At 37.2% G+C, this 25,110-nt stretch carries 19 protein-coding genes; 14 read left to right on the top strand and 5 right to left on the bottom strand.

Going from position 1 to position 25,110, the window contains the following annotated elements; genetic code table 11:
- Positions 1-306 precede the first annotated feature (306 nt).
- Together AC52CF_RS13985 and AC52CF_RS13980 are read right to left on the bottom strand one after the other, a co-directional pair.
- Complete coding sequence (locus tag AC52CF_RS13985; protein WP_496517281.1) at positions 307-1,902, bottom strand: peptide chain release factor 3; 1,596 nt, start codon at positions 1,900-1,902, stop codon at positions 307-309.
- A gap of 732 nt (positions 1,903-2,634) precedes the next feature.
- On the bottom strand, positions 2,635-3,813 hold the full coding sequence (locus AC52CF_RS13980; protein ID WP_496517280.1) for an MFS transporter: 1,179 nt from the start codon (positions 3,811-3,813) through the stop codon (positions 2,635-2,637).
- A 367-nt stretch (positions 3,814-4,180) separates the two neighbouring features.
- Here AC52CF_RS13980 and AC52CF_RS13975 point away from each other — a divergent pair, with 367 nt between their 5' ends.
- The 8 genes from AC52CF_RS13975 to AC52CF_RS13940 all read left to right on the top strand — a co-directional run bounded on the left by AC52CF_RS13975 (position 4,181) and on the right by AC52CF_RS13940 (position 16,987).
- Positions 4,181-5,011, top strand: coding sequence for a CPBP family intramembrane glutamic endopeptidase (locus AC52CF_RS13975; RefSeq protein ID WP_496517279.1), 831 nt, complete (start codon positions 4,181-4,183; stop codon positions 5,009-5,011).
- A gap of 117 nt (positions 5,012-5,128) precedes the next feature.
- Positions 5,129-5,704 carry an RdgB/HAM1 family non-canonical purine NTP pyrophosphatase gene (gene rdgB / locus AC52CF_RS13970; protein WP_375180931.1) on the top strand — a complete coding sequence of 192 codons (576 nt, stop codon included), beginning with the start codon at positions 5,129-5,131 and terminating at the stop codon, positions 5,702-5,704.
- Between the two features lie 145 nt (positions 5,705-5,849).
- Positions 5,850-6,764, top strand: a complete 915-nt coding sequence (locus AC52CF_RS13965; protein WP_235131286.1) for a ribonuclease Z — start codon at positions 5,850-5,852, stop codon at positions 6,762-6,764.
- Positions 6,765-6,770: 6 nt separating this feature from the next.
- Complete coding sequence (locus AC52CF_RS13960; protein WP_496517278.1) at positions 6,771-7,541, top strand: TIGR02757 family protein; 771 nt, start codon at positions 6,771-6,773, stop codon at positions 7,539-7,541.
- A gap of 12 nt (positions 7,542-7,553) precedes the next feature.
- Positions 7,554-8,087: a DUF1003 domain-containing protein gene (locus AC52CF_RS13955; RefSeq protein ID WP_290265057.1), complete on the top strand. Its 534-nt coding sequence runs from the start codon at positions 7,554-7,556 to the stop codon at positions 8,085-8,087.
- Between the two features lie 196 nt (positions 8,088-8,283).
- Entirely contained in the window at positions 8,284-10,644 is a 2,361-nt protein-coding gene (locus AC52CF_RS13950; protein WP_290265059.1) for a choice-of-anchor L domain-containing protein, read from the top strand.
- A 245-nt stretch (positions 10,645-10,889) separates the two neighbouring features.
- Positions 10,890-14,495, top strand: coding sequence for a choice-of-anchor L domain-containing protein (locus tag AC52CF_RS13945; RefSeq protein WP_214589153.1), 3,606 nt, complete (start codon positions 10,890-10,892; stop codon positions 14,493-14,495).
- 119 nt (positions 14,496-14,614) lie between these two features.
- Positions 14,615-16,987 (top strand): choice-of-anchor L domain-containing protein, encoded by a 2,373-nt coding sequence (locus AC52CF_RS13940; protein ID WP_214589154.1) that lies wholly within the window; start codon positions 14,615-14,617, stop codon positions 16,985-16,987.
- A 93-nt stretch (positions 16,988-17,080) separates the two neighbouring features.
- Here the strand turns inward: AC52CF_RS13940 and rsmA are convergent, their stop codons facing one another.
- Positions 17,081-17,851 (bottom strand): 16S rRNA (adenine(1518)-N(6)/adenine(1519)-N(6))-dimethyltransferase RsmA, encoded by a 771-nt coding sequence (gene rsmA, locus AC52CF_RS13935; protein ID WP_214589155.1) that lies wholly within the window; start codon positions 17,849-17,851, stop codon positions 17,081-17,083.
- 92 nt (positions 17,852-17,943) lie between these two features.
- On the opposite strand from rsmA, the gene AC52CF_RS13930 reads away from it, so the two are divergent.
- The 5 genes from AC52CF_RS13930 to rluF all read left to right on the top strand — a co-directional run bounded on the left by AC52CF_RS13930 (position 17,944) and on the right by rluF (position 21,578).
- The gene (locus AC52CF_RS13930; protein ID WP_076392540.1) at positions 17,944-18,843 is read left to right on the top strand and encodes a cell division protein FtsX; all 900 of its coding nucleotides are present in this window, start codon (positions 17,944-17,946) and stop codon (positions 18,841-18,843) included.
- Between the two features lie 2 nt (positions 18,844-18,845).
- Positions 18,846-19,145: a DUF3098 domain-containing protein gene (locus AC52CF_RS13925; protein ID WP_076392542.1), complete on the top strand. Its 300-nt coding sequence runs from the start codon at positions 18,846-18,848 to the stop codon at positions 19,143-19,145.
- A gap of 89 nt (positions 19,146-19,234) precedes the next feature.
- On the top strand, positions 19,235-20,053 hold the full coding sequence (locus AC52CF_RS13920) for an undecaprenyl-diphosphate phosphatase (protein WP_375180924.1): 819 nt from the start codon (positions 19,235-19,237) through the stop codon (positions 20,051-20,053).
- A gap of 62 nt (positions 20,054-20,115) precedes the next feature.
- On the top strand, positions 20,116-20,814 hold the full coding sequence (gene truB, locus AC52CF_RS13915; RefSeq protein ID WP_375180923.1) for a tRNA pseudouridine(55) synthase TruB: 699 nt from the start codon (positions 20,116-20,118) through the stop codon (positions 20,812-20,814).
- Positions 20,815-20,855: 41 nt separating this feature from the next.
- On the top strand, positions 20,856-21,578 hold the full coding sequence (rluF, locus tag AC52CF_RS13910) for a 23S rRNA pseudouridine(2604) synthase RluF (protein ID WP_375180922.1): 723 nt from the start codon (positions 20,856-20,858) through the stop codon (positions 21,576-21,578).
- A 664-nt stretch (positions 21,579-22,242) separates the two neighbouring features.
- Here the strand turns inward: rluF and AC52CF_RS13905 are convergent.
- Both AC52CF_RS13905 and AC52CF_RS13900 read right to left on the bottom strand, forming a co-directional pair.
- Positions 22,243-23,559 (bottom strand): helix-hairpin-helix domain-containing protein, encoded by a 1,317-nt coding sequence (locus AC52CF_RS13905; protein WP_496517277.1) that lies wholly within the window; start codon positions 23,557-23,559, stop codon positions 22,243-22,245.
- A 112-nt stretch (positions 23,560-23,671) separates the two neighbouring features.
- Entirely contained in the window at positions 23,672-24,016 is a 345-nt protein-coding gene (locus AC52CF_RS13900) for a MerR family transcriptional regulator (protein WP_076392608.1), read from the bottom strand.
- Positions 24,017-24,181: 165 nt separating this feature from the next.
- On the opposite strand from AC52CF_RS13900, the gene AC52CF_RS13895 reads away from it, so the two are divergent.
- Positions 24,182-25,063: an AraC family transcriptional regulator gene (locus AC52CF_RS13895; RefSeq protein ID WP_214589161.1), complete on the top strand. Its 882-nt coding sequence runs from the start codon at positions 24,182-24,184 to the stop codon at positions 25,061-25,063.
- The last annotated feature ends 47 nt before the right edge of the window (positions 25,064-25,110 follow it).

Below are 25,110 nucleotides of genomic sequence, written 5' to 3'. Positions count from 1 at the left end.
GAAGTTTTTGTAAAGATTGTAAAGGAATTGTTTTGCTTATGTAAATTGATAAGGGTTTGAATTTTAGTATTTTGTAAAATAAAAAAATGCTGTTTTACAAAGTTTTTTTAAATTTTTATTTTTTCTCTTAACCAAATCCTGTCTGAATTTAATTTTCGGAGCTGTCATTTTGAGCGAAACAAAGCGGAGTCGAAAAATCTCAGATACACTCAAGATTCTTCATGGTATAAAAGTTTCATTTAATTTCATAAAAAAATCCGCAGAAAAACTTCCGCGGATTATCTATTTAAAGCTGATTTATTTCAATTAAGCATTCTTAAACTCACTGATGAAATGCAGTTTCACATTCGGGAACTTCTCCTGCGTCATGTGAATCGTGAAAGAAGAATCAGCAAGGAAAACCAACTGGTTGTATTTATCTCTCGCCAAAAATCTCTGTTTCAGTCTTGCAAATTCCTTGAATTCGTCTGACTTTTCATCCGCTTCCACCCAACACGCTTTGTGCATAGAAAGAGGTTCGTAAGTACATTTTGCGCCATATTCATGCTCCAGACGATACTGGATTACCTCATACTGAAGCGCACCCACTGTTCCGATGATCTTTCTGCCGTTCATTTCAAGGGTAAATAACTGTGCAACCCCTTCATCCATCAACTGATCGATCCCTTTTGCCAGTTGTTTTGCTTTCAACGGATCGTTGTTGTTAATATATCTGAAATGTTCAGGAGAGAAGCTCGGAATTCCTTTGAAATTCAGTTTTTCACCGCCTGTTAACGTATCTCCGATTCTGAAACTTCCCGTATCATGAAGACCTACAATATCTCCCGGGAAACTTTCATCAACCACCTCTTTTTTATCCGCGAAGAAAGCATTTGGTGAAGAGAACTTCATTTTTTTGCCCTCTCTTACCAAAAGATAATTTTCATTTCTCTTGAAAGTTCCCGAAACAATTTTCACGAAAGCCAGTCTGTCCCTGTGTTTCGGGTCCATATTTGCGTGGATCTTGAAAACGAATCCTGTAAAACCATTTTCTTCGGGCTTTACAATACGCGTATCACTTTCCTTCGGTTGTGGCATCGGTGCAATATCAATGAAAGCATCCAGCAACTCACGAACCCCGAAATTATTCAAAGCCGAACCAAAGAAAACAGGCTGCAAATCGCCCTTCATATAATCTTCACGGTTGAATTCCGGATAAACCGACTGAACCAGATCCAGTTCCTCTCTTAAAATAGCGGCAGCTTTTTCGCCAATCACTTCATCAATTGAAGGATCATTAATATTGTCAAACTTTATCGCTTCACCCACCTTCTGTTTCTTCTCTTCCAAAAACAACTGGATATTGTTTTCCCAGATATTGTAAATTCCCTGAAAGTCAGCTCCCATCCCGATTGGCAAAGAAAGCGGACAAACCGTTAATCCCAGTTTCTGTTCCACCTCATCCAGCAAATCGAAAGCATCCTTACCTTCACGGTCAAGCTTATTAATGAAAACCAGCATCGGAATATTTCTCATTCTACAAACCTGAACAAGCTTTTCCGTCTGTTCCTCAACCCCTTTTGCAACGTCAATCACAACGATTACAGAATCAACCGCCGTTAAAGTTCTGTACGTATCCTCTGCAAAATCCTTGTGACCGGGAGTATCCAGAATGTTGATTTTGTGGTTTCTGTATTCAAAAGCCAATACCGAAGTTGCCACGGAGATTCCTCTCTGTCTTTCAATTTCCATGAAATCGGAGGTCGCTCCCTTTTTTATTTTGTTGGATTTTACCGCACCTGCTTCCTGAATTGCACCTCCGAAAAGCAAAAGCTTTTCCGTAAGAGTGGTTTTTCCGGCATCCGGGTGAGAGATAATTCCGAAGGTTTTTCTTTTTTCTATTTCTTTGATTAAGTCTGACATATCGTATTTTGAAGTTGCAAAAATCGGGAATTTTGTCGAATCCTGAAAATTTTGTTTGAACACAAATTTTTACACGAAAAGACATGAATTTTATTTAACCAAAAACTCACAAAAAATTATAACACATTAGTAACTTAAGATGAAATTCTTTATACGTAAAAGAACCCATTAGTTTAAAAATCTTTGATTTTTTATTTTGAAGTTGTTTGAAGTAAGAGAGTTTGCTCCTTTAGGAGCAGAATCTGTGTAGAAATAAGAATAAATCTGCAAATCAATCCGTAGGATTGATATCTATAAATATGATAAATTTTTTAAAGATAGCGTTCCTACGGAACGCAAAATACATTGTGAATATGGTGTCTACACAGATAAAACTCCATAGAGTTTTCTACCGTTTTACTTTAAACAACTTTTTTTGTTTGCTTTTGCCAAACTAAAAATAGGCTAAAAAAAATCAAATTCGTGGAATTTGTGAAAACCATTTGTGTTATTCGTGTTTAAAAGATCAACGATGAGTTTAAATTTTATTGGAAAAACGCTAAGGCGCAAGATTTAAATAAGAGTTTTCCAGTCTTAAGACGCAAGGATAAAATCAAAGATTTTATTTTATAATTCTGATGATCAATTTTATCAAAGATAAAATCCTTGCGCCTTAAAGATTTGAGACTAGTAAAAATCCTGCGTCTTTGCGAAAACCAATCTGAGTCCTATTAATTCTTGTAAAAATTAGTGCTATTTGTGTTTAAGCTTAAGTAAATAAGCCAGTCCCAATCCCACAAAAACCATCGCCGCACTGAAAGGAAAAATATAGCTCATCCCGTAAAGATCGGCAATTCCGCCAATCAGCGGTCCTGCAACACCAAGAGAAAGATCAATAAAAAGACCATATCCCGCCAAAGCGGAACCCTGATTGGATGAAGGCACGCTTTTAATCGCAACCACACCCAAAGCCGGAAAAATTAATGAAAAACCAAGTCCCGTAACGCCGGCTCCTACAAGAGCCATTTGTGAATTCGTTGCAAATGAAATGATTAAAAGCCCGATAGTTTCTACCAAAAGACAGACAATGGCGACTTTAATTCCTCCGTAATTATTGATTACATTATTGAAAACGAGTCTTCCCGCAACAAACAGTACCCCAAAAACACTCAGACATAAAGCGCCGTTATTCCAGTGAAAATAGTTGTAATATAAAGTGATAAAAGTAGAAATACTCGCAAAGCCAAGTCCGCCTAAAGCCAGACAAACCCCGAAAGGAGCCACTTTTCCCAAAACTTTCCAGAACGGCTGCGATTCCTTTATATTCGTGTTGGTTTTATTGTCTTTGGTTTTTGCAAAAAGAAACCCTAAAATTCCAAGAATAATCGAAAGAATTCCGATTCCGTATAAGCTGAATTCATGCTCAATCGTTACCCCCAGAGAAGCTCCGATTGCTAAAGCTCCGTAACAGGCAACTCCGTTGTAGGAAATAATTTTTGCTGTATGTTTTTCTCCGACTGCCATAATTGCCCAGTTAATCGGACTTGCACCAATCATTCCTTCCGCGCAGCCTGTAAGAAGACGCGTGATGACCAAAAATGTTAAACTTAACCACGGAGAAAATTTAAAATAATAAGCAATGATCAGGAAAATTCCCGTCAGCGAAAAACTGATCATGCTGAATAAAACGGCTGGTTTCGGGCCTTTTCCGTCAATTATTTTTCCGGAATAAGCTCTCAGAAAAAAAGTAGAAACATATTGCAGACTGATGACCAAACCTGCAATCACCAGACTGAACCCAAGACTTTTGTTAATGAAAATAGGAAGCACCGAAAGCGATAATCCGATAATGAAATATCCTATAAAGGTAAAACTTACATAACTGATTAAAGACAGATTAACATTCTCCGACTTTTTTACCAAACCCTGCATGTGAAAATATTAAGCTGCAAAGTTACTTCATTAAAATAGTCTGACAGAGAATTTTAACTTAAAATCTGTTTAACCTTTTTTATTTAACCGCAAAAATTATAAAATATAAGCTGATTTTTTATTCAAATTAAATAACGAAAAATGAAAAAGGCAACAACAGCTTTAAAAATCTTCGATTTTTAGTCTTTTGAGAACTTTAATTATTGCGGAATAATGGTCTTTTGCAACTTTTGCGGTTAATTTTGAAATTAGTTTAAACATTTTAAAAAACATAAATGTAACAATGTATTTTAAGGTTAAACTTCTCTGCGATTCTCTTTTCCCATAATTTGAATTATCTTTGTTTCTCAATAAATTCTTAGATTCTATGGAAAAAAGTAAATATCCGAATTTCAAGTTTACATGGATTGGCGGTCTTGTTTTAGTGGCAGGATTGTTTTTTGGAACAATGGTGGTTTCATCCTTTAATGTTTTCTGGGTGTTTACTTTCAAGGAAAATCTACAGTACAGAGACTGGTTTTTTATGATTACCAATGCCGCAGGATTTCTTACAGCGATTGCTTTCTTTGATTTTTTCATTGTAAGAAGAACAACGGGAATGAAGCTGAATTTTAATTTTTCTCCAACTAATTTTTATACCTATCTCCTGATTTTTCCAATGATGATCGGGATGATGTTTATTGCAGAGTTTATTACTGCTCAGATTCCTACAACGGGACCTTTTTTCGGAAAGTATTACGATTTTTTCACGCAGATGATGGAAAAACTTACCGATGATCCGGTTGTGATGATCATTACTGCTGTTATCTGTGCGCCTATTTTTGAAGAAATTATTTTCAGGGGAATTATCCAGAAAGGATTGATGAATAAGGGTGTTGAACCAAAAATGGCAATTGTTTTTGCTTCTGTCATATTCGGAGTGATTCACGGAAATCCATGGCAGTTTGTGGGAGCTGTTCTGTTAGGATGCGTTCTGGGATTGGTCTATTACAAAACAAAATCTCTGCTTTTACCGATGCTTTTGCATGGTTTTAATAATTTATGTTCCACCTTGTTAATCACTTATATAAAAACGGAAAGCTTCGCAGATGCTTTTAAAGTTTCGGAATGGATCATACTGATGATAGGAATTGCACTTTTCTCCTTGTTTTATTTTCTTTTTATGAAAAAATATAAAGTGCATTATTCTGAAATTTAAATCTAAACACGAATGGCACTAAATTTTTAAACACGAATTTCACTAATATCATTGGTGTTATTTGTGATGATGATTTGAGATTTAAACAAAATAGAAATTAAATAAATGAAATTGAATATGGAATTACTGGTAGCAACGCACAACATACATAAGAAAGAAGAGATTCAGCAGATTTTAGGCGATGAATTTATCGTTAAAAGTCTTGCTGATTACGATCTTCATGACGAAATCGTAGAAGACGGAGATTCTTTCAATGCCAATGCGTTAATTAAGGCGAAATACTGCTTCGAAAAAACAGGAATTCCAAGTTTGGGCGACGACAGCGGACTGGTTGTAGAATCTCTGGACGGAAGACCGGGAATTTTTTCCGCGCGTTATGCAGGAAATCATGATTTTGCCAAAAATATCGAAAAAGTTTTGGGCGAAATGGAAGGTATTGAAAACAGAAAAGCGTATTTCATTACTGTTTTATGCTATTATGACGAAAACGGAGCCAAATATTTCGACGGAAGGGTTCATGGAAATTTACTGAAGGAAAATAAAGGTTTCAAAGGGTTCGGCTACGATCCGATCTTCGTTCCGGAAGGGTACGACATGACTTTTGCAGAGATGGAACCACAGGATAAAAACAAAATCAGCCACAGAAAACAGGCTTTGGATCTATTTTTGGATTTCCTGAAAGGGAAAGAATAGTTTGAGGTTGAGGCTAAGATGTATGGTAAAAACAGAAACCAGAATTTAGATATTTAAATTGGTTTCCACTACGCAATTTTAATCTCAGCCTAAATCTTAGTCTTAACCTAAATCCGTACATTTGTCACCTTAATAAACCATCGATTTGAGTACTTATTTAACGATATTAGGCTTTAATTCAGCAATTCCTACGATAAATTCTTCTCCTACCGCACAGTTTCTGGAGATGGAAGAACGGTCTTTCCTAATCGATTGCGGGGAAGGAACGCAGGTACAGTTGAGAAAAGCCAAAGCGAAATTTTCGAAGATCAATCATATTTTTATTTCTCATCTTCACGGAGACCACTGTTTCGGCTTACCGGGGCTTATTGCTTCCTTCAGGCTTTTGGGAAGAGAAACGCCGCTTCACGTTTACGGTCCGAAAGGAATTAAGAAAATGCTGGAAACTATTTTCACGATTACAGAAACGCACCGAGGTTTTGAAGTCGTTTATCATGAACTGGATAAAGATTATTCAGAGAAAATTTACGAAGACAACAGGGTAGAAGTGTACACCATTCCTTTGGATCACAGAATATACTGCAACGGATATTTATTTAAAGAAAAGCCGAAAGACAGGCATTTGAACATGAAGGAAATCGCAAAGTACAGCGAAATAGAAACCTGTGATTATCACAATATAAAAGCCGGAAAAGATTTTGTTTTAAGCGATGGATATGTTCTTAAAAATGAAATTCTTACCGTAGAACCTGCACCTTCTGTGTCTTACGCTTTTTGCAGCGATACGAGATATCTGGAAAGTGTGATCCCGATCATTAAAAATGTAACTGTGCTTTATCATGAATCTACATTTCTTCACGATTTGAAAGAAATGGCAGATTACACAGGGCATACAACTGCTTTGGAAGCTGCAACAGTTGCGAGAAAAGCAGAAGTCGGAAAACTGATCTTAGGACATTTTTCCAACCGTTATGGAGATCTTACCGTATTTACCGATGAAGCAAGAACTGTTTTTCCCAATACTTTCTTACCGAAAGCACTGGAACCTGTAAAAATTTAAAAAATAATGTTGAAGTTTGAAGAACTGAAAATCTTCTTAGATGAAAAGGCAGACCAATACAATGATCCTGAATTTATAGAAAATGATCCGATCCAGATTCCGCATCGTTTTTCTCTGAAACAGGATATTGAAATTGCAGGATTTCTGGCGGCTACAATTTCATGGGGAAACAGAAAGGCGATCATTAAATCGGCAGAAAAGATGCTCGATATTATAGGGAATTCCCCCTATGATTTTGTTTTGAATCACTCGGAAAAGGATTTGAAATTTCTTGAAGGCAAAAGTGTCCACAGAACGTTTAACGGAAAAGATTTTGCTTATTTTATTAAGCAGTTTAACAGGATTTATACGGAGAATGAAAGTCTGGAAGATTTATTCAGGGTAAATGATTCTGAAGTTAATTTTTCTCACGCGATTGAACGTTTCAGAACACAGTTTCTGGGAACGGAAAAGCACAGAACACATAAACACGTAAGTTCACCGTATAAAAATTCTTCCACCAAAAGAATTATCATGTTTCTGCGCTGGATGGTGCGTAAAGATAAGCGTGGCGTAGATTTTGGTCTTTGGGAAAATACAGATCCGAAATATCTTTCTATTCCGCTGGATGTGCATACCGGAAATATTTCTAGAAAACTGGGGCTTATTACAAGAACGCAGAATGACTGGAAAACGGTGGAAGAACTGGATATGGTGATCCGTACATTTGATGAAAAAGATCCTGCAAAATACGATTTTGCATTGTTTGGACTGGGAGTTACAAAGGAATTACTTTAAAATTGAAACGCAATGAAAAAGAACGAAGAAAAAATTGAAATGCTAGAAAGAATTGCAAACGGAATTACATGGTGGATTGGTTCTATTCCCTCGCTCATTGCACATACCCTGTTTTTTTTGATTTCTTTTCTTCTGCCTATTCTTCACCTTGTAGAGTTTGATAAAATGCTGCTGATTCTTACCACAGTGGTTTCATTGGAGGCAATTTATCTTGCGATTTTCATTCAGATGTCGGTGAATAAAAGCCATGAGAAAATTGAAGATATTCAGGAAGATATTGAAGATATTCAGGAAGACATTGAAGAGATCAGCGAAGATATTGAGGAAATCAGTGAGGATATCGAAGAAATTAATGAAGACATCGAAGACATTCAGGAAGATATTGAAGAAATTAACGAGGATGAAGATGAGGAAGACCACAATGAGCGCGCCAAAAATGTAATGCTGAAAAGCAATGTAAGTTCCAATAAAAATGAAATTAAAGCATTGAAAGATAAGATTTCAGAATTGCAGAATATGATTGATGAACTGAAAAAAGATAACTAATCAGCAGATATAATTGCTGAATTATTATAATTCCATACAAAAAGGCTGATAATTTTATCAGTCTTTTTTATTAACTCAGATAGATTATCTGTTATTTCTTTAATTTTAAAATATTTTAGGTTATTTATATTATAATGCTTATTTTTTGTTCTGATTTTAGCCAATAATTTAGTATTTTTGAACAAACAACAACAAAATGTTAAATTATAGATTAAAAAACTACTGTTTCTTTTTAGTTTTACTCTTGGTTTCAGGATCTGTTTTTGCCCAAAAAACGTCCAGAAAACCAATAACAGAAAAGCATTCCGGTGCGAGTCTGAAGTCTGGAGCTTTTATTGATGTGAATGTGGCATCTTATGCGCCATCTTCTTACAATATAGAGCAGCTTGTTAAAAATGTTCTGATTTCCGGTGGCTCCAGTTGTGCGGTTGCCAACGTTACCAATGTTACCGTTTCACCCAACCAGCCTGCAACAGACACGGAAAGAGCGTGGGGATATTTTCATAAAGGAACTACCGCTTTTCCTTTTACGGACGGTGTTGTTCTCGTAACAGGGAAAGCCAGAAGAGCGGGAAATGTTCTGGAAAGCGGATTAAGTGATACTGTTCCCGGTTCTACGGTAAGTGATCCGGATCTTGTAACGGCAATTAACCCTTTGGCTCCTTTAAAAGATGCTGTTTTTATTGAATTTGACTTCGTTCCTAACAGTACTCAGGTAAAATTTAATTACATTTTTGCTTCGGAAGAATATACGTCTAATTTCCCATGTGGAGTTTATTCTGATGGTTTTGCTTTATTACTGAAAAAAGTAGGTGATCCTACCTATACCAATATGGCAATTTTACCGGGAACAGCGGGACCTGTAAGTGTTACCAATATTGTTCCTGCAGGTAACGGTTTCACGTGCGGACCTATTAATGAAGCATATTTTGGAGGGATGAACACCGCAAATATTGAAACGAATTTCAATGGAAGAACAATTCCTTTAACAGCGACGGCAACGGTAATTCCGGGACAGACGTATCATTTTAAAATGGTTCTGGCTGATGCTTCCGACAGTAGTTTTGACTCTGCGGTTTTTCTTCAGGGAGGATCTTTTGATATTGGAATGACCATTGTAGACGGAAATGGAAATCCATTAACAAGCGTTAACATGTGTGATAATACACCGCAAACTTTAACGGCACAAATTGCTTCCGTTCCGGGAATGACTTTCCAATGGTACAAAGACGGTGTTGCCATACCGGGTGCAACAAGTGCTACATACATTGCAACAGAACCTGGGGTATATGTTGTAAGAACATTTGTGGGAGGAACCAATTGTCAGACAGCTACCGTTACCATTGTAGGTGGAACAACGCCGCCTGCACAGAATGCTACTTTAAAACTTTGTACAACACCATCTTTGGCAACATTTAATTTAAATGATGCAACGCCGCAGATTACAACTTCCACTACGGCCATCGTTCGTTATTATGTAAATCAGGCAGATGCTGTTGCTCAGAATGGAAATTATCTTACTGCTGCACAAATGGCAAGTTATAACGGAACAGACGGACAGGTTTTGTATGTCGTGGTTTCTAATGGAGCTTTCTGTAGCAAAACGGTAACTTTAACTTTAAGAAAAGAAGCAACGCCTGTTGCACAGCTTACTGCAACAAAAGTAAGAATCTGCTTAGGCGAATCTACAACTTTAACAGCTTCGAACGGAGCAACCTATCAATGGACGAATTTATCGGGAACCGGAGCTACACAAACGGTTTCTCCAACCCAGACTACAACATATTCTGTTTACGCGATCGGAACACAGGGATGTAAATCTTTACAGCCTGCATCCGTTACTATAGAAGTTGTTCCGGCTATTAAATCAACACTTTCCGGTGGAATGATCTGTCAGGGCGATGTTATTAATTTAGACGCAGGAGCAGGCCCGAACTATACATATCTGTGGAGTAATGGAGCAACATCTCAGACGATTTCTGTAGGAACTCCGGGAACATACAGTGTAACCATTACTAATGGAGTGTGTTCAAAAGTCTTTACAACACAGGTTATCCAGGCGGTTATTCCGGAAGTTATTAATGTTAACTATAACGAAAACGGAACCATGATTATTACGGCAAGTAATCCAAGCAACGGTGTTTTGGAATATTCTGTTGATAATGGTTTAACATGGCAAAATTCCAATACATTTACCAATGTGCCTAGAAATACGGTGATCTCCATCAGAGTAAGAGTGAAGAAAACAAGCTGTGTAGGCTTCCTTGAATATTTTACATTTGTAATGCAGAACGTTATTACGCCAAACGGAGATAACATTAACGACATCATCGATTTCCGAATCGTTAATAAAAACAAAGACTTTAAAGCTTCTATTTTCGACCGTTACGGTAAAGAAGTTTACAGGGAAAGCAGCTTACAGCCTTATTGGGACGGATATTTCCAAGGCAAAAGACTGAATACCTCATCTTACTGGTATCAGGTAAGCTTCGAAGATCCCGCAAGTAAAAAGCCGGTTGTAAAGACAGGCTGGATCTTATTGAAAAATTTCGAATAATTATCCGTAATTTGTTACAGTCTTTGTGAACCAGCTTAAAACTATGCACAAGATTGATAAACTATGAGCGGAAAAATTTAAATCAATAGTAAAAAAGACCAACAATTTGTTGGTCTTTTTTACGTTTTACAGATAATTGAAATTACTCTTTTTATGATATATTTAATTGTATTAGTGATAATGTAATTAGCACCGAATTAAAATTCAATTAAAAAAAATAGTATTTTTGTTTAAAATAATATAAAATGTTAAATAGGAGGACAAAAAATTTATTTTTGGCTTTGCTTTTGGTTTTTGTAGGGAGTTTCGTTAATGCCCAGAAAGGCAGAGACGGAAAAGGAGTTGTGAGCAGACAAACCCCTGAAAACACGAAAGCCGGAGCTTTTATAGATGTAAATACTGCGGCTTATCCAGAGTCTGCATACAGCATAACACAACTGGTAAAAGATGTGCTCATTAGTGGAGGGTCTACGTGTTCCGCAGCTAACGTAACCAATGTATCTGTTTCTCCTAATTTAGCAGTGACAGACCAAAACAGAAGCTGGGGATATTTTAATAAAGCAACCACTAATTTTCCTTTTGCCAAAGGAATTGTTCTTACGACAGGATATGCGAGAAAAGCAGGAAATGATCTTCAGGGAACATTAAGTGACGGTTTAGGTTCCGGAGGAGATGCAGATTTGGCAGCGGCTCTTGGAGTTCCTAACAATCAGCTTAATGATGCTACTTATATCGAATTCGATTTTGTTCCGGCTTCCACGAAAGTGAGTTTCAGATATTTATTTGCTTCAAAAGAATATCAGACGAACTTCCCTTGTACTATCAGTGACGGTTTTGCACTTTTATTGAAAAAAGTAGGGGATCCATATACCAATCTTGCCGTTTTACCGGGAGGAGCAGGACCTGTAAGTGTGACCAATATTCACCCTTCCACACAATATCAGACTGGAGCACCATTAGCTTGTGGAGCTGCAAACGTATCTTATTTTGGAGGATATAATATTCCTCAAATTGAAACCAATTTTAACGGTCGTACTGTTCCGTTAACGGCAACAGCAACGGTAATTCCGGGACAGACTTATCATTTTAAAATGGTTTTGGCAGATTATCAGGATGCTAATTTCGATTCTGCGGTATTTCTTGAAGCAGGATCTTTCGACATTGGGGTACAGCTGTTAAATCCTGCCGGAGTTTCACTTCCTTCATCCATCAACGTTTGTGATAACGCTCCGCAGACATTTACGGCTTCGGTTCAGGGAGGCGGAGCTACTTATCAGTGGTATCTGGGAACAAATCCAATTCCGGGAGCGACAAATGCTTCCTATACGGCTACACAGCCGGGAGTATATTCTGTTCAGGTATTTTTACCCGGAAATACCTGTCCGGGAACGGCTTCTATTACTGTTGTCGGAGGAACTTCGCCGACGGTTCAGAATTCAACACTTACTTCCTGTTATACGCAGGGGAATGCTACTTTCAACTTAACATCGGCGCAGTCTTCAATCAGTACAACACCGGGAGCTACATTTGCTTATTATGTAAATCAGGCAGATGCAGTTGCCGGAAACGGAAATACAATAGCAACACCAACTGCGTTTTCAAGTCCGGGACAGACTGTTTATGTTTCGGTTAAAAATGGTTTTTGTTCCAAAGTTGCCGAATTACAATTGATAAAAGCTCCTCAGATTACAGCAACGATTGCCACACCGGGAGTTTTAACATGTACGAATTCACAAGTTACGTTAAATGCTTCGAGTTCAGTATATCCTACAGGCTCCACTTTCAGCTGGACAACTACCAACGGAAATATTGTTTCAGGAGCAAATACCTTAAATCCTGTTGTAAATACAGCGGGAACGTATACTTTAACTATTTCTAATATTTATCAGCCGGGAAATCTTACCTGTACAGGAACCGCAAATGTGACGGTTACAGGAGACAGTGCACCGCCAACCACAGGATTAACAGCTTCAAAAGTTTTAATCTGTTCAGGAGAATCGGTAACTTTAACGGCTTCTGGTGGAGCTACCTACAATTGGGTAGGTCTTCCCGGAAACGGAGCTACACAAACTGTTTCTCCTACAACTACCACAACTTATACGGTAACTGCAGTAGGTGCGAACGGATGCGTTTCTGCTACTCCTGCAACGATTACGATACAGGTGACTCAGCCTATTACCGTTCAGAATGCAACTTTATTAAAATGTTATCAGAACGGAGGAATTAATTATAATTTAACAGAGGCACAACCTCAGATTACGACAGCAACAGGGGTTACCTTTGCTTATTATCTGAATGCTGCAGACGCCAATGCCGGAAATACGAATACCATTGCAAATCCTGCGTCTTTTAACAGTGCAGGAGGACAGACGATATATGTTCTGGTGACGAACGGAGGATGTAAGAATGTAGTAACCTTACAGCTTTTATCTACGCCTCAGACCACTTTAACCATTAATCCGCCTCAGCAGATTACCTGTACCACACCTCAGATTACATTGAATGCTTCGTCTTCTGTAATCCCTGCAGGTTCTACGATTACATGGACCGCAACAGGCGGTGGAAATATTGTTTCTGGAGCTAATACATTAACTCCGGTGGTAAACGCGGGTGGAGTATATACTTTAACGGTAACTAACGTCAACCAGCCAGGAAATTTAAATTGTACTTATACAGCAAATGTTACGGTAACACAAAATACAACAGCTCCTGTAACAACTGTAACTTCTACGGCATTACAGATATGTTCCGGAGAGTCTGTTACTTTAACGGCTTCTGGCGGTGCAACCTATAACTGGACAGGACTTACAGGAAATGGAAATACACAGGTAGTTTCGCCTACTTCTACAACTACTTACACCGTTTTTGCTGTGGGTGCTAATGGATGTGTTTCAGCGACTCCAGCTACCATTACAATAATCGTGGCTCCTCCTGTAGCAGTTTTAACTGCTTCTCAAATGAAAATATGCGCGGGTGAATCTGTAACTTTAACAGCAACCGGCGGCGTTACTTACGAATGGGTAGGTTTACCGGGTAACGGAAGTACACAAATTGTATCTCCAACATCCACGACTACTTATTCTGTTTTTGCGTTAGGAGGAAACGGATGTAAAGTGGCTAATCCTACTTCAATTACCATTCAGGTTGTACCGGCAATTGTCTCTACTCTTAAAGATGTTAATGTTTGCGCCGGAGATTCAGGAATTTTAGATGCAGGTGCAGGAACAAATTATACGTATGTATGGAATACCGGAGCAACAACACAAACGATCTCCGTAAGTACACCGGGAACTTATACGGTAACGATAAGTAATGGAGTTTGTTCTAAAGTATTTTCTGCACAGCTGATTAATCCGGTATTACCACAATTCACAAATATTTCTTACGAGAACCATGTTTTAACATTGTCTACGACAAACCCGACAGGCGGAACTCTGGAGTATTCTGCAGATAATGGTTTTAGCTGGCAGACCTCAAATATTTTCTACAATATACTGGATAATGCCAATTATAATCTTCTGGTAAAGGTAAAAGATGCGAAATGCAGCACTTCCATATCGTTCTTTACATTTGTTATAATCAATGCCATTACACCAAATTCTGATGGAAAAAATGATATTGTAGATTTTACAGGAATCAGCAATTATAACAATTTTGCAGCTTCCATTTTCGACAGATACGGACAGGAAGTATTTAAAGCTTCCAAAAACCAGACTTTCTGGAACGGAATGTTGAGAGGAAGTCTGGTGCTTCCGACTGCTACTTATTGGTACAGAGTACAATGGGAAAATCCTGCCAGTAAAAAACTTGAGCTGAGAAGCGGATGGATTTTGCTGAAAAACAGAAATTAAAAGATATTTAAATTGAAAACCTCCCAACCGGGAGGTTTTTTTGCTTTTTTTATATAAAAATGCCAAATATGTGTGTGGTATATTCAAAAAAAAGTTAAATTTGTTAAAACAAAATTATTATGAAGAGATATCTACTATTGTTTTCTTTATTTGCGGTCTCCTCATCGAGTCTCTTTTATTCACAAAAAAATACAAACAGAAAGCCTCAGCAAGAAAAGGCTTCCTCTCTTACAATGAAAGCGGGTGCTTTTATTGATGTGAATGCTCCTACATATCCTGCGTCAGCTTATACCCCTTTGCAGCTGGTAAAAGATGTGCTGATTTCATCAGGAACCAATTCTTGTGTTACACCCAACGTTTCCAACGTGCAGGTGAGTCCGAATCTCCCGGCAACAAATGCAAACAGATCCTGGGGATATTTCAACAGAGGAACAACCAGCTTTCCTTTCAAGGATGGTATTGTTCTTTCTACAGGATATGCTCAAAAAGCCGGAAACAGCTATATTAGCTCTACTTTAGGAGATGATTTGCCGACGGGTAGTGATCCGGATCTTGTTGCAGCAACGAATCCTTCTGCAACACTTAATGATGCCGTTATTCTAGAGTTTGACTTTGTACCTACTTCCAGTCAGGTAAAGTTTAATTATCTTTTTGCTTCCGAAGAATATACAGGAACTTTCCCTTGTAGTTTCTCAGATGCATTTGCTTTATTATTAAAACCTGTATCCGGCGGACCTTATGTCAACATGGCTGTATTACCGGCTCCGGGAACAGGACCGGTGAGTGTAACCAATATTCACCCACAAAATAGTTTTGCGGGAACCAATATGGGATGCGGCGCGCCAAACGTTGCATTTTTTGGAGGATATAACACGGCTAATATAGAAACTAACTTTAACGGAAGAACGGTTCCTTTACAGGCGACCGCTACAGTGGTTCCTGGACAGGCGTACCACTTTAAAATGGTTTTGGCAGATGCTATTGACAGCAGCTATGATTCTGCTGTATTTTTAGATGGTGGATCTTTCAACATTGGAGTAGAATTATTAGATCCTTCCGGAGCAACATTGCCGGAGGAAATTAATGTATGCGACAATGTTCCTCAGGTTATCACAGCATCGGTTAGTGATCCGAATATGACGTATCAGTGGTTCTTCAACGGAGTTGCTATTCCGGGAGCTACTTCTCCTACCATTACAGCAACACAGCCGGGGAATTATGAAATTCAGGTTTCATTCCCGGGAAGTCCTTGTCCGGGTAAAGCCAATATTAAGATTAACGGAGGAACAACACCCGCCGCAGTAGATGCGACATTGCTGCTCTGTACAACTCCGGATGTCACCTGGTTTGATCTTACCAACTCTATGGCATCAATCAGTACAACGCCGGGCGCGGTATTTCATTTTTATGTAAATCAGGCAGATGCAATTGCTCAGAACAACAACTATATTCAGGATATTCTTCATTATAATGGTAATGACGGACAGATTCTCTATGTTGTAGTATCAAATGGCGGGTTCTGTAGTAAGATGGTTAAATTAACCTTATCAAAAGAAACTACTCCTGTTGCAAATCTTGTGGCATCCAAAATTAAAGTCTGCCCGGGAACAGTAGTTGATCTTACTGCCACAGGTGGAGTAACTTATCAATGGGCAAACTTCTCAGGAACAGGCAATACGCAAAGTGCAACAGTTTACAATACAACTACTTTCTCTGTATATGCATTGGGAACAAAAGGATGTAAATCTTTACAGCCTGCAAAAGTTACCGTTGAGGTTGTTCCGGAAATCAGTTCTTCATTGAGAGATGTGGAAATGTGTCAGGGAGACAGGGTAACTTTAGACGCAGGAGCGGGACCAAATTACACTTATTTATGGAGTACGGGTGCAACCACAAGAACTATAGAAGTAGATCAGTGGGGTATTTATTCCGTAACCATTAAGAATGGATTTTGCCAGCAGACTTTCACTGCAAAAGTAATGGCGGCAGCTTCACCATTTGTTTCGAATGTTGATTACAGCAACAATACGTTAACAATTACTGCGCAGGTTCCAATGATTAATAACATCCCTCAAACGGCAGAATATTCTGTGGATGGCGGTATTTCATGGCAGCAGTCTAATGTATTTACAGGGCTTATAAATAATACACATTATGATATTCAGGTAAGAACAGTGGGTACACATTGTGTAGGTGCGTTAGAATTCTTCACATTGAATATTGCAAATATAATTACTCCAAATCAGGATGGTGTTAATGATACATTGGATCTTACAGCGCTTGGAAACTTTAATAACTTCACAGGTTCAGTGTATGACAGATATGGATCAGAATTATTCAGATTCTCGAAAGAACGCCCAATCTGGAACGGAACTTTAGGAGGTAAAAAGCTACCAACTGCAACATACTGGTATAAATTTAACTTCCAGTATCCGAAATCAAAAACAAGCATGACCCAGTCTGGCTGGATTATGTTGAAAAACAGAGAATAAAAAATCAATCGATAATGCAAAATGAAAGCCCTTCAAGAAATTGAGGGGCTTTTTTTAGGATAAATTAAGTTATTGCTCTTCTTAACTTTTTTACTACACACTTTCTTTCCAGAGCTGTGTAAATGAAATGAAATCTGCTACGCTGAGTTCTTCCGCTCTTTTATCCATAAATTCATGTGTTTTTAAAGCTTCCGGAATATTTAAAATTTTCAGCGCATTCGACAGCTTTTTTCTTCTCTGGTTAAAACCTGCCTTTACGATCTGTTTGAATAAAACCTCATTTCCGGCTAATCCTTCTTTCGGGTTTCGGGTGATTCTGATAACACCGGATTTTACTTTTGGCGGCGGATTAAAGACATTTTCATGAACCGTAAACAAGTACGAAGTGTCATAATAAGCCTGAATCAGGACAGAGAGAATTCCGTAATCTTTTGTTCTTGGGACGGCTGCTGTTCTTTCCGCTACTTCTTTCTGAAACATTCCCACCATTTCAGGAATCAGCTCATAATGATCGATAATCTGGAACAAGATCTGGGAAGAAATGTTGTAAGGAAAATTTCCGATAATGGCAATCTGTTCTCCGTTGGTAAACCGAAAATCCTGCTTCAGAAAATCTCCCACAAAAGTTTCTTCGGTTATTTTAGAATAGTTTTGCTTTAAGTATTCTATAGATTCTTTGTCGATTTCCGCAAGGTAAATATTCTGTTCTTTTTCAATAAGATATTTGGTGAGAACTCCCATTCCGGGACCCACTTCCATTACCTTATTGTAGCCCTCAAAACTCAGACCTTCCACGATTTTTCTTGCGATGTTTTCATCCGTCAGAAAGTGCTGACCAAGATGCTTTTTTGCTTTTACACTCAATGTTTTTTATGATTTTATTAACAGTGATTTTCTCTTTTTCGTTCCCAAATTTCGGAAGATTTTTTCTATTTTAGCCAAAAATTTTAATATTAATGGCTAAATCTGTAGATGAATTTAATAAGAAAAGGCTTAGGTCTAGCAATATTACAGTAGTAATAAGTATTGCCTTAGTGTTATTTTTGTTGGGATTAATGGGACTTATTTTAATCAATGCCCAGAAATATTCCGACTATATCAAGGAGCAACTTGTGGTAAATGCTTATTTTGATGAAAACTATGAGGCAAAAGATTCTGTAAAGATTGCGAAAATGGAAGCTGAGGTTTTCAAAGAAATTCAGACACTGGCTCCGGTAAAGAAAGCAACGTACATAACCAGAGAAATGGCTTCCAAAGAAGCGAAAAAAGCAATGGGAATTGATACGGATGCGCTTTTCGAAGAAAATATTTTCCCTTCATCTGTAGAAATTGCCCTAAAACCGGAATATGTAGATCCGGCAAAGATCGATGAAGCCATTAAAGCCATTAAAGCCGTTCCGGGAATTATCGATGTAAAGAACGACAGTACTTTAATGGTCGATGTATACAACAACCTGAGCAGAATTCTGAAATGGATCTTAGGATTTTCCATCCTGTTTTTAATACTGGCGGTTGTATTAATTAACAACTCCATCCGTCTGAAAATATTCTCCAAGAGATTTATTATTAAAACCATGCAGCTTGTAGGAGCGAAGAGAAGATTCATCCTGAAACCGTTCATCATCGAAGCGGTAGTTTTAGGGGCAATTGGTTCTGCAATCGGACTTCTGGTTCTTTTCGGAGCATGGTATTACTTTACAAGCCAGATCGGATCTGCCTTTGTACAGGACAACAACCAATACTTCTGGCTGGTTCTGCTGGTATTCGGAGTAGGAATTTTTATTACGGTTTTAAGTACGATTGTAGCTACCTGGAGATTCTTAAGATCAAACGTTGACGACTTATATTACTCTTAAAAATGAGCAAAAAAACAAATAAATTTTCCGCAGATAACTTCGGGAAAGAAACAACCGAAGTTCCAAAGGAGAACACTTTTTACTTCGGAAAAGAAAACTTTAAATGGATGCTGATCGGCTTGGCATTCATCGTGGTAGGGTTTCTTCTGATGATGGGAGCCGATGCCAATACCGTAGACGGAAAATACGATCCGAACTCATGGAATGAAGGTATTTTTTCTATCCGAAGAATCAGGATTGCACCATTATTTGTGGTGATTGGTTTCGGAATCGAAGTATACGCGATTTTAAAAAGAAAGTAGAAATAAATTTTATTTGAAGATTAAGAAATTCGGAAATTTAGATCAGTCTAAATCTCTTGGTTTCTTAATCTTTTAATTTTGGATAAATTATGGATTTAATCAAAGCAATTATTATTGCGATCATTGAAGGCTTAACAGAATATCTCCCGATTTCGTCAACTGCACACATGGGCTTCACCGCCAATTTGCTGGGATTGGAAGAAACTGAATTTTTAAAAATGTTTCAGGTTTCCATACAGTTTGGGGCAATCCTTTCTGTGGTTGTGGCATACTGGAAAAAGTTTTTTGATCTGAAAAATTTGCAGTTTTATTTTAAACTTGCTTTTGCAGTGGTTCCGGCTTTGGTTTTAGGGTATTTATTTGATGATAAAATTGAAGCCGTTTTAGGAAATCAGATCGCTATTTCCTCCGTTTTGGTTCTTGGAGGTATTGTTTTACTGTTTGCCGATACGTGGTTCAAAAATCCAAAGATTGATGATGAAAAAGGCATTACCATTAAAAAAGCGGTAACGATTGGTTTTTGGCAGTGTCTTGCAATGATGCCGGGAACGAGCAGAAGTGCAGCTTCCATTATCGGAGGTATGACACAGGGACTGACAAGAAAAGCAGCGGCAGAATTTTCATTCTTTTTGGCGGTTCCTACCATGTTGGCGGTAACGGTATATTCGGTTTTTGTAAAAACATGGGGCAAAGAAACACCTAATCCGCAGAAAGGTTATGAAATGATTATGGAATCTCAGGATCACATCATGATTTTCATCGTAGGAAATGTTGTTGCATTTATCGTTGCACTAATCGCCATCAAAGCATTCATCGGAGTTTTGAATAAATATGGTTTCAAACCTTGGGGTTGGTATCGTATTTTCGTTGGGGTTGCTTTACTGATTTATTTTTATTTCTTTAAATAGTTTAAGCTAAAAAATATAAACAGTAATACTAAAAAATTACTCATTACCAATTACTCATATCCATGACTGCTGAAGATCTACAATCTGGACATATATTTTTATTAGACAAACCCTTGGACTGGACTTCTTTTCAGGCGGTCAATAAAATGAAATACAAACTCAAAAGAGAGTTTGATTTACCTAAGAAATTCAAAATTGGTCACGCAGGAACCTTAGATCCGCGTGCAACAGGATTATTGATTGTCTGCTGTGGTAAATTCACCAAAAAAATTCCTGAAATTCAGGATGCCCCAAAAGAATACCGGACCGAAATAAAAATCGGCGTTCAGACAGAATCATACGATACTGAAAAACCCGAAATTCTGCATCAGGATATTTCGCAGATTTCAGAAGAGCAGATAAAAACGGCATTGGAAAAATTTGTAGGAGAAATAGATCAGACTCCGCCTGTTTTTTCGGCAATAAAGATCGAAGGAAAAAGAGCATATGATCTTGCCAGAGCAGGAGAAGAAGTGGAAATGAAATCCCGTAAAACCACAATTTTTTATATTGATAATGTGAAAATTGATCTTCCGCTTGTAAGTTTTACAGTAGGCTGCTCAAAAGGAACTTACATTCGTAGTTTAGCTCACGATATCGGACAGGAGTTGGGTGTGGGAGCTTATTTAACACAATTAAGACGGACAAAAATCGGAGAATATAAAATAGAAGATGCAACATCCGACTTTTTGGAAAATGATTTTAGATTTAACGAATCATAAAAAGAAATTGCTTTTATTGATGAATGCAGTCTGAAAATAGTATGGAAAAAACAAGAATTAACAAATATTTATCTGAAGTAGGATACTGTTCGAGAAGAGCGGCAGACAAGCTTTTGGAGGAAGGAAGAATCACCATTAACGGCAAAGTTCCGGAAATGGGAACAAAGGTTTCTGATGAAGATGTGATTGAAGTAGACGGAAAACCAATCCGTGAGCCGGAAGAAAACCATGTTTATATTGCCTTTAATAAACCTGTAGGAATCGTTTGTACGACTGATACAAAACGTGAGAAAAATAATATCATCGATTATATTAATCATCCCAAAAGAATTTTCCCGATCGGAAGACTTGATAAGCCTAGTGAAGGTTTGATTCTTTTAACCAGCGATGGCGATATAGTAAATAAAATTCTGAGATCCCGAAACAACCACGGAAAAGAATATATTGTAAGAGTCGATAAGCCGATTACGCCCAAATTTCTGGATAAAATGCGAAACGGAGTTCCGATTTTAGATACCGTCACAAAAAAATGCGAGGTCGAAAAAATTGATGAAATGAATTTCCGTATCGTCCTTACACAAGGTCTGAACCGACAGATCCGAAGAATGTGCGAATATTTAGGCTACGAAGTAAAGAAGCTGAAACGGATCAGGGTTTTAAATATCAAACTCGATCTTCCCATCGGAAAGTGGAGGGATCTTACGGAGGAAGAACTTTCTGCCCTACAAAAACTGGTTGAAAGTTCCAGTAAAACATATGATTAAAAATAATAGAGATGCCGGATTGGACATCTCTTTTTTTTAAACTTTTCTCAGATGTATTTACAGCTTTTTTGTAATCCTGAAAGGATCTAAGCAAAGTCTAAAAAAATTAACTTTAAAGAAAACCCTTCGACAAGCTGAGGGTGACATTGCGAATACTTCCTATAATAGTTAAAACAATGAATGATTGTTAAAAAAATATTTTGACAAAAAAATTAAAGCTGCATTGTCATTCTGACACAGGAGGAATCTCAAAAAGTTTTTTTATCTCCCGCGGATTTTACAGATCGCGCAGATTTAATTGATAAATTTAAATTAATTAACTGAGTTCGGGATAAGTCTTAAACGCAAGGTTAAACAAAGAGATTCAATTATCAGGAATTCCGCTTTTAAGATATACAAAGGCGTAAAACTTATCAAAGTAATACCATTTTTGTCTTTTTTAAATAAACGAAGTACCTTTGTTTACCTTACAAACTTTCAATAATTAAAAAAATCTTTTGTTTTTCTTTGCGATAAAATAATACAACATTATAAATCAATTATTTAATTTTTTTTCTTATCCCGAACTGAGGTTAATTAAAAAGAGGTATCTTGTTGATTTTAAATGTGATATTTTTATGTTATGCTTCTTTTGCGGTTCAATTAAAGTGTGGAAAATTGCATCCTACTTCAAATACCATTTCATCCTCACTTCATACTCTGGTTTCAGTTTTAGCATCTTCCAGATTTTATTCTCATCTTTTTCGGAAACTCGGTAAAAAATAATTTTTTCTGCAGAATATTTAAAATAAGGATGATTTTTCAGCCATTCTTCCGGAGCATCCTGCAACGTATATTTCTGAACATTCGAAGTTATAAGCGGTGCGGTTGAAAGTAATTTTTTCGTCAGTTCCGGATCAATATTGTACGTAGAAAGAATCTGTTCTTTATTCACGAATCCACCCAGTTTATTTCGAAAACCGATCATCGAACCGGCTGCTTTTCCGTCAAATCCAAACTTTATAAGCTGTTTGTAGGTTATTGCGTTTAAATCTACCTTGGTAAAATCCGTTTTTTCCTGCTGCTTAGTTTCAGATTTGTCATTTTTACTCACCGCAATTGTTTCTGTATTGAATTTAATGAACGGTTTCATTTCCTCAAACTTCTCAGAAGAAATAACAAAACATTTCTGAATGTCTTCCAGATTTTTAAAGCTTCCTTTTAAATTCCGGTCACGGTAATTGATGATGATTTGTGCCTGTTTATCTGAAAAGCCAAAAGACTTCCATCCTTCAAAATCCAATGCATTCGGATCGAAAGAATGATATTGAATTTTCTTTTTATCGACATTAAAATTTTTAGCAGCTCTGTAATTTTCCGGTGTTTTCTCCGGTAGAATAAGATAAGGATCGATTTTCTGAAAATTTTCTTCACTGATGATAAAGCACTCCCTGAATTTTTCCTTGCTCACAAAACTTCCGCCCAGATAACTTTTGTATTTTAAAATAGCTTTTGCCTGATTTTCACTAAAGCCCATTTTCGTCCAGTCGTCTGCCGAATAAAGATCGGGGTTAAATTTTCCTCTAACCGTAATCGATTTTTTTTCAAAACTTTTGAATGCAACTGATTTGGCTTCTTTACGGGTTTCCGGAAGTAAAATATAATGGTTCAGCTCCGAAAACTTTTCCTCAGAAATGGCAAAGCATTTTTTAAGCTGTTCCTTTGATACAAATCTTCCTCCGACTACTTTCTTATAGTTGAGAATCGTCGCTGTTTGTTTTTCTGTAAACCCTAAATTCTGCCATTGTTTTTCATCCAGTTCATTAGGATCAAACTCTGTGAGATGGAGCACAGCGAATGGTTGTGTGATAAACTGAACATCGGGAAATTCTTCCTTTTCCTTACTTGTATATTTTTGAAAAGCGAATAAAATGATCAGCAATATTCCCATGACTGCCAATCTCTGGTAATAGTTTTTTTTCATCGCTGTAAACTTAATCATTCTGTTAAGTATTCGCAATGATGGGGTTGCAATTGGATTATTTTAGGATATAAATTCTGTTATTCGGCTTCAAAAAATAAATTCAAAAAAGATTATGGAAGAAATATTTAAACTATTCCTCATCCCTCTCTGCCAAAGACTCCTTCAGTTTCAGCAATTCAGCTTTTACAAATTCCAATCTGTCGATGATGGTGATGGTTTCGGAGATCTTGCTGTTGGTGGTTAATGCGATTTTAGCACCGTCCAGAGTGTAGCCTTTTTCTTTTACGAGATGATAAATGATCTGAAGATTTTTAATGTCTTCCGGAGTGAAATACCGATTGCCTTTTTTGTTCTTTTTAGGCTTAATGATAGGGAATTCCTGTTCCCAATAACGTATTAATGAAGTATTTACATCAAAAGCTTTCGCTACTTCTCCTATTGAATAATACAGTTTATCAGGTAAATTTATCTTCATTTTTAGAATCGTAATGGTCAAAGATAAAAAATTTTTTAAATCCCACAGCAAATTAAGAGGGCAAAAAGTTCATTCTCCGCTTTGTAATCAGGGTTCAATGTGAATTTTATGATAAGAAAATGTAATTCTTTTTGTTATTTTTGATGATGAAAAACGTATAAAAAATTGAATTCTATTTCTGTTATCCATATTAATCTTTTTCAGCCTGGTAAAAATACCTCAGATTTTTATTTCAACCGAATGAAGGAACATCTGGTTTTGGGACACAGACATATCGAAAAACCGCACCGTCATGATTTTTATGCCACAATTCTCTTTACCAAAGGAAGCGGAATGCATGAAATTGATTTTCAGAAATATGACGTTTCAGCAGGAAGCTTATTTTTTATGTCTCCGGGACAGATTCACAGCTGGGAACTTTCTGAGGATATCGATGGATATATTTTTTTCTGCTCACAGGATTTTTACGAAATGCATTATGTCAATCAGAAGCTCAGAAGTTTTCCCTTTTTCGGATCGGTTAATTTCCCAAGAAAATTACAGCTTACTGCAACGGAACTAAGAGAAAATAATCACCTTTTTGCAGCACTGGAAAAAGAATATCAGCTTCAAAACGTGATGAAAGATGGTTTAATTCTTTCACTGATGTCACAGATTTTCATTCAGGCAACAAGAGCTTTTTCAAAAGAGCTGGGAAAAGAAAATTCTGGGGTTAACATTTCTTATTTTAAACATTATCAGCAGTTCGAAAATCTTATTGAAGAGTATTTTGCAAAAGAAAAATCCGTTGCTTTCTATGCTTCTTTATTGGAAATTTCGTCTAAACATTTAAACAGAATTACCAGAACTGTCGTTCAGAAAACAGCGACTGACGTTATTACAGAAAGAATAATTCTGGAAGCCAAAAGAATGCTTATGTATCTTGATGAAAGCCTTACGGAAATTGCGTTCCGTCTTGGTTTCGAAGAATATTCCTATTTTGTGAGAGTCTTCCGTAAAACTTCCGGCATGACTCCCACACAATTTATTAAAAAATATAAGGCTTAATTTTGTTGATGGTATGAAGTTTAACTCCAACAAACTCCTCTCTAAAA

The organism is Chryseobacterium sp. 2P, assembly GCF_059579425.1.
The sequence above is the reverse complement of the archived record's forward strand: the minus strand, read 5'-3'. Positions and strand labels throughout refer to the sequence as shown.

What these genes read in the sequence shown, in the direction of transcription:
- AC52CF_RS13960 (WP_496517278.1), top strand. Translation starts at nt 6,771, where the DNA reads ATGTTGAAGTTTGAAGAACTGAAAATCTTCTTAGATGAAAAGGCAGAC.
- AC52CF_RS13985 (WP_496517281.1), bottom strand. Translation starts at nt 1,902, where the DNA reads ATGTCAGACTTAATCAAAGAAATAGAAAAAAGAAAAACCTTCGGAATT.
- AC52CF_RS13945 (WP_214589153.1), top strand. Translation starts at nt 10,890, where the DNA reads ATGTTAAATAGGAGGACAAAAAATTTATTTTTGGCTTTGCTTTTGGTT.
- AC52CF_RS13975 (WP_496517279.1), top strand. Translation starts at nt 4,181, where the DNA reads ATGGAAAAAAGTAAATATCCGAATTTCAAGTTTACATGGATTGGCGGT.
- truB (WP_375180923.1), top strand. Translation starts at nt 20,116, where the DNA reads ATGACTGCTGAAGATCTACAATCTGGACATATATTTTTATTAGACAAA.
- rdgB (WP_375180931.1), top strand. Translation starts at nt 5,129, where the DNA reads ATGGAATTACTGGTAGCAACGCACAACATACATAAGAAAGAAGAGATT.
- AC52CF_RS13940 (WP_214589154.1), top strand. Translation starts at nt 14,615, where the DNA reads ATGAAGAGATATCTACTATTGTTTTCTTTATTTGCGGTCTCCTCATCG.
- rluF (WP_375180922.1), top strand. Translation starts at nt 20,856, where the DNA reads ATGGAAAAAACAAGAATTAACAAATATTTATCTGAAGTAGGATACTGT.
- AC52CF_RS13905 (WP_496517277.1), bottom strand. Translation starts at nt 23,559, where the DNA reads ATGATTAAGTTTACAGCGATGAAAAAAAACTATTACCAGAGATTGGCA.
- AC52CF_RS13950 (WP_290265059.1), top strand. Translation starts at nt 8,284, where the DNA reads ATGTTAAATTATAGATTAAAAAACTACTGTTTCTTTTTAGTTTTACTC.
- AC52CF_RS13955 (WP_290265057.1), top strand. Translation starts at nt 7,554, where the DNA reads ATGAAAAAGAACGAAGAAAAAATTGAAATGCTAGAAAGAATTGCAAAC.
- AC52CF_RS13925 (WP_076392542.1), top strand. Translation starts at nt 18,846, where the DNA reads ATGAGCAAAAAAACAAATAAATTTTCCGCAGATAACTTCGGGAAAGAA.
- AC52CF_RS13920 (WP_375180924.1), top strand. Translation starts at nt 19,235, where the DNA reads ATGGATTTAATCAAAGCAATTATTATTGCGATCATTGAAGGCTTAACA.
- AC52CF_RS13930 (WP_076392540.1), top strand. Translation starts at nt 17,944, where the DNA reads ATGGCTAAATCTGTAGATGAATTTAATAAGAAAAGGCTTAGGTCTAGC.
- AC52CF_RS13980 (WP_496517280.1), bottom strand. Translation starts at nt 3,813, where the DNA reads ATGCAGGGTTTGGTAAAAAAGTCGGAGAATGTTAATCTGTCTTTAATC.
- AC52CF_RS13900 (WP_076392608.1), bottom strand. Translation starts at nt 24,016, where the DNA reads ATGAAGATAAATTTACCTGATAAACTGTATTATTCAATAGGAGAAGTA.